The organism is Luteibacter sp. P4_D7_3 (genome assembly GCF_056401735.1).
In genome coordinates this window covers 1-4,341 of record NZ_JBFUIT010000324.1, presented here as the reverse complement: position 1 = coordinate 4,341, position 4,341 = coordinate 1, and the positions used below count along the sequence as shown (strand labels likewise).

Below are 4,341 nucleotides of genomic sequence, written 5' to 3'. Positions count from 1 at the left end.
GATGTCGACGCCGTGCTCATGTTTGTAGGCATCCAGCATGCCATCGGCGGTGAACGACGTTGCTCCGCAGAACGAGTGATGCACCACGACAACGTTCTCGAAGCCAAACAGGTGTTCCATCGTGGATATCGACTGCAGGCCAGCGACGGCGCGACCGCCGGCCACTGAAACAGGAAATAGTGTCCGCGTGTGCCCGACGCGATTGCCGGCTTCGTCGATCACGTTCTCGCCGGGATAGATTTCACCAGGAAAATGGCGGGCGACAACCTCCGGAATCTCGACAGCTCGTGGGTCGAAACAATGGATCACGATGGTCTTGAGGTGGATGGCCTGGGCGAACAGCTTGCGAAAGCTGGACTCGTCGAACCCTGGCATGGCGCTGAATACGAACTCGCTGAACTTGCCTTTCGTGGTGGACATACGTATCTCCTGGAAGTGGGAGATGCCTATTGTGGGAATAAGGAAATTCGTCTCAATTACGTGCGGGGTAATCAGACACGGTTGCGTTCGGTAAGCTGAGGCGTAACCCGCGCTCATTACCTCCGAGGTAATTGACCCGATCCAGCCAGGATCGAATGCTTCCTTACTTCCATGCGGCGCGACGACATGACCACCCAAGCGGGCAGTTCTCCCAGCGAGCTAGGCCGGATCCTGAAAGCATGGCGCGGCACGCGCGGCGTCAGCCAGTTCGAGCTTTCACTGCAGACAGGCGTCTCGCAAAGGCACCTGAGCTTCATGGAAAGCGGACGCAGCGCTCCCTCCCGGCAGACACTCATGGTCGTCGCGGATGGGCTCGACATGCCGTTTCGCGAGCGCAACCAGTTGCTGCTCGCGGCCGGCTATGCCCCTCTCTACGACGCGGACGAGTCCTGGGACACGGGCTCTTTCGTGATCGTCCGTCACGCCCTCCAGCGCATGATCCTGCAGCATGAGCCGTTTCCCGCGCTGGTCATGGATCGCTACTGGAACGTGGTGATGGTCAACGAGGCGACGAAGCGGCTCCTCGGCTCGTTCATCGACCTGGACCGCTGGCCTCGTCCGCGCAACATCCTCCACATGATCTTCGACCCCGAGGGCTTGCGGCCCTTCATTGGGGACTGGGACCGGTTTTCCGCCTCCATGCTTCAGCGCGTGCGGCGGGAAGCCGTCGGTGGAGCCATTGACGAGCCGACGCGCGTGCTCCTCGACGCGCTCATGGCCTATCCCGGCACGGGACGTGTCGCGCAGGACGACCGCGCCGCCGATCTCCCCGTCATCCCCCTCACCCTCGTCGATGCGAACCGCCGGCTTAGCTACTTCTCGCTCGTGACGACCGTCGGCACACCGCGCAGTCCCGGCCCGCAGGAGCTACGCGTCGAATGCATGGCGCCCGTCGACGAAGCGACCGAGCGATGGCACCRCCCGGTGTCGTAAGCCGTGCGTCATGGCGCCGCGCTTGCCGACGCCAACCCGTTCTCCGGATTCCAACCGCCACAGTAGGAGCCGATTCATCGGCGAAGGGTGCTAGCGACAGCGTAGCTAGCGACAGGCTGATTCGCGACAACCTGGCCCGCTGCCGCGGGATCGCCGATGAATCGGCTCCTACAGGTTCGTTCAAGCGTGCAATGCCGAAGGTGGAGCTCACTTCATGACCGATGGCACGGGCTCCCGTCCGCGGCAGCGAGGAGCATCGCGTTGACATGACTACGCCCAAGAAAGTTCTCGCCATCGCCGCAGTCGCCGTCGCCTCGCTGGCCCTCGTCCTCCTCATTGCCGGGACGGCTTACAACGAGCTTTCGCTTCGAAAGCTGCGTTCCCTGGCCCACGCCCCCGGTGAGATCTACAAGGTCAATGGGTACGACGTGCATCTGGTCTGCTCTGGCGAGGGGTCACCCACCGTGATGCTCGATACCGGCCTCGGCGACGACTTCACGACCTGGTTGAAAGTCCAGCCAGCACTGGCGAAAGTGACCCGCGTCTGCTCGTTCGATCGGAGCGGCTTCGGTACGAGCGCCATGACGCCGCGTCCCCATGACGCGGATACGCTGGCCGCGCAGCTGCACGACCTCATTCGCGTCGCGGGTATCGACAGGCCCTTCGTCCTGGCAGGCCACTCCATTTCCGGCCTCTACCTGCGTGCCTACGCCGGCCACTACCGGAGCGACCTGGCAGCACTGGTGTTTATCGACGGTGCCACTCCAGGTCAGGACGATCGCGTACCTAAGAGCCTCGTCGCCATCCAGGACACCCAGCGCGCGGAAATGCCGTGGCAAAAGCTGCTCATGACGATCGGCTGGTATCGCTTGCAAGGGGTTTGCTCAAGCGTCCCGCCGGGCTTTGAAGCGTACGCCGCCGTCATCCAGGCGGATAACTGCGATCCGACACAGTTCGACGCGCTCGAGGCCGAGCTGGACGCCGTGCGGCAATCCGGGGACGAGACACGCCGGGTGGGTCCCTTCCCCGACCTGCCCGTCCTGATCCTCTCCCGCGACCCGGCATCGATGCCGCCGAACTGGCCACCGGAGGTCGCCAAGGCGAACTCCGTCGTCTGGAACCAAATGCAGGAAGAGAGCAAGGCACTTTCACCCATCAGCCGTCGCGTCATCGCCAGGGGCAGCGACCACTACATCCATGTGGATCGACCGGAGCTAGTCATTCGCGAAGTGACCGCTCTGGTTGAATCGCTTCGGCAGGGGAAGGTTGCGTATTCGCAGGCCGAGCCCACTGTCGTGGAGTAGCAGCACGCAAACTTGCGACTGTGTAGGGCATTTCCTACACATCCGCCGACCCCGCAAAAGACTTATAAGCAAAAAGCGACGACTTCTTCACGCTCGCTTGTTTGCGTTCCACACGCATGTTACTGCTACGCCACGCAAGCACTTTGTGTGATGCACGCCATCCCATGTGATGCGCGACCGAAGACAGGGAAAAAGACATGAATATCCGTATCGTCCTGGCGACAGCCATGTCGCTAAGCCTCGCTATGTCCGTCGTTTGGCCATCCGAAAACCTGCATGCGTCGCCCGCGAGCGATTCATCGCCCGGTACCGCGGCTGCCGCGGCTCCGATCACGATCGACAGCAACGTTCCGAAGGAACTGAACGCCTCCGGCGGCGGCGCGCAGAAGGCCGTCCTCTCTCAAGCGGCTGCGTTCGCCTGGCAGGAATTCATCGCCCTCAACTGGCCAGCGGTAAATCAGTCCGGCTTCAACGGGCAGCGCGATACACCCAATACGAAGTGCCTGTTCGGCGACCCGAGCTGCGATGGCCCCCTCGTATGGGAAACCTTTCGCAGCAAGGTGGAAATCTTCCCTGGCAAGGGCGTGCCTCCGGGCTATGTCAACAATCCCAACACGTCCTTCGGCTATGACGCGTTGCCTGCGTACAATTACGACAACGTCGTTCCTGCCTGCGGCGCCACATCGACATCGACGGCCTGGGTCAATCTCGACGAAACCGACCAGATCACGCTGGACGACATGTACGCCGGTGCGGCCCCGACCCAGGTGCCAGGCAACAGCTCGCCGCAATTGATCCGCTTCACCGCGAAGGCCAACCGCACCGAATACGCCTATGTGGCTAACAACCAGTGGTGGACCGCTGTTCCCGGCAGTGTTGCCCAGAAGACGCAAACGTATCTGGAGACGAACAAGGCCAGTCCGCCGCCGGGGAGTAGTCAGTACGTGAGCCTGCCGCTCAACACCATTGAAATAAAAGCGGGTTGGCGCGAGCTCACGACGGCTGAACAGCAATCGGGCCGGTTCCACATGGCCAAGGTGCGTTCGTACGAAACGAACACGAGCAAGACCACATGCTACCGCGAAGCCGTTTGGGGTCTGGTCGCCTTGCACATCATTCAGAAGACGGCGACCGCACCGCACTTCATCTACGCCACGTTCGAGCAGGCTGACAATATCCTGCGGCCCAACGGCACGCCGCTGGAAGATGAGAACGGCGCGATTGCCGGAGCGTTGCCGGCATGCCGCAGCGATCAGAAGGCACCCTGTCCGACCATCCCTTCCGTGACGCTTGACGACACCGCCACCGTGAGCCCGAGCGGTCTTCCCCCCGAGGTCGATCTCGTACCGGCGAGTGCGCAGTACTGCACACCGTCGGTCGGTACGCGGCCGAAGAACCAGCTCTACTACCAGAACAGCGACGGCAAGCCCGGCCTTCCGGCAGGCGGCTTCATTTGTGTCAACTATCGCGACAACGCCATTCCGAACATCATCGTGCAGGCTAACAAGGATGCGCACGCCGCCATGGCGACCTATGCCAACGCGCATGGGCAGAAGAAGCCCTCGCCGTGGGCGTACTACAAACTGGTCAACGTGCAGTTCGAGGCGGTCGACAAGGACTACGC

At 62.1% G+C, this 4,341-nt stretch carries 4 protein-coding genes; 3 read left to right on the top strand and 1 reads right to left on the bottom strand.

Features of this window, described 5'->3' with window-relative positions; genetic code table 11:
• Positions 1-420: hypothetical protein (locus AC1DSN_RS19060; RefSeq protein WP_477332233.1), on the bottom strand; the 420-nt coding region annotated here is incomplete at its 3' end.
• Between the two features lie 171 nt (positions 421-591).
• On the opposite strand from AC1DSN_RS19060, the gene AC1DSN_RS19055 reads away from it, so the two are divergent.
• The 3 genes from AC1DSN_RS19055 to AC1DSN_RS19045 all read left to right on the top strand — a co-directional run.
• A complete protein-coding gene (locus tag AC1DSN_RS19055; RefSeq protein ID WP_477332231.1) occupies positions 592-1,413 on the top strand; it encodes a helix-turn-helix domain-containing protein in 822 nt (273 codons plus the stop codon).
• A 266-nt stretch (positions 1,414-1,679) separates the two neighbouring features.
• The gene (locus tag AC1DSN_RS19050) at positions 1,680-2,717 is read left to right on the top strand and encodes an alpha/beta fold hydrolase (protein ID WP_477332229.1); all 1,038 of its coding nucleotides are present in this window, start codon (positions 1,680-1,682) and stop codon (positions 2,715-2,717) included.
• Between the two features lie 197 nt (positions 2,718-2,914).
• Positions 2,915-4,341, top strand: a 1,427-nt coding sequence (locus AC1DSN_RS19045; protein WP_477332227.1) for a hypothetical protein, incomplete at its 3' end; no start/stop codon positions are given.